The following is a 496-nucleotide window of genomic DNA, read 5'->3' on the forward strand; positions in this document are numbered from 1 at the left end:
TTATTTTACAAGCCCCGCGCCTGTTTGCCGGACAAATCAAAATCGGCGACATCCAGCAGACCGTCCAAGCCTTCGCACGACTGCAAAACGCGCTGTCTTTCTTTCGAATGTTCTACAACAAATTCACCGCCTACCGCGCCCGACTGGAACGTCTGTACGGCTTTTTGCTGAGTACGGAAGAAAAACACACCGCACGACAACCCGACCTTACCGAAGTTTCAGACGGCCTGATCTTGGAAAACGTTGCCCTATACCGCCACAACGGCGAAGTTTTATTAGACGGCATCAACATCAACCTCAAAAGCGGCAATTCCCTACTGATACGCGGCCCGAGCGGTTGCGGCAAAACTTCGTTGCTGCGCGCGCTGGCAGGGCTTTGGCCTTTCGGCAGCAGCGGTAAAGTCAGCCATCCGCCGCATCAAGACATCCTCTTCCTGCCGCAACGCCCATACACGGCACAAGGCAGCCTGCGCGATGCGATTTGTTACCCCGACAT

At 54.8% G+C, this 496-nt stretch carries 1 protein-coding gene; it reads left to right on the plus strand.

Features of this window, described 5'->3' with window-relative positions; translation table 11 throughout:
* The coding region (locus tag ACTHUR_RS19040) for an ATP-binding cassette domain-containing protein (RefSeq protein ID WP_440400339.1) at nucleotides 1–496 on the plus strand (496 nt) is incomplete at both ends.

This window comes from Neisseria sp. P0021.S007 (assembly GCF_051956855.1).